The sequence below is a fragment of the Psychrobacter sp. TB20-MNA-CIBAN-0197 genome (genome assembly GCF_040309765.1).
Taxonomy (GTDB): domain Bacteria; phylum Pseudomonadota; class Gammaproteobacteria; order Pseudomonadales; family Moraxellaceae; genus Psychrobacter; species Psychrobacter submarinus.
In genome coordinates, this window is record NZ_JBEOPC010000283.1 from 1 (window position 1) to 313 (window position 313).

A 313-nucleotide genomic window follows, 5' to 3' on the forward strand; every position below is an offset into this window, starting at 1 on the left:
CTGCTATCCATCTCAAATATATCGATCACTTGTTCATCTTTGAGCAGCGTATAGCGTTTGCCAGTGGCGCTGTCTTGTGCTTTTAGATCGTAATCAACGCCCGCAAGCGTAATAGCATCAAAAACTGGGGTAAGCAGTTCAATCTGCGCCTGCCTATCAATGGTGTCAAATAGGGTTGGATCCATATAGGGTTTTAATGGTTCATTGCCCTCTTCCGCACTGCCGAAAGCAGCGATTGGATCTTCATCTTCGTTCATTGTATTTATCCTTGTAACGTGAGACAGGACTACTGTCGTCAATGTTATATAAATCG

Annotated in this window: 1 protein-coding gene; it reads right to left on the minus strand. The window is 43.8% G+C overall.

What is annotated here, in order from left to right; genetic code table 11:
* The coding region (locus AAEY83_RS13675; protein WP_351059628.1) for a hypothetical protein at positions 1-257 on the minus strand (257 nt) is incomplete at its 3' end.
* Between the last annotated feature and the right edge of the window lie 56 nt (positions 258-313).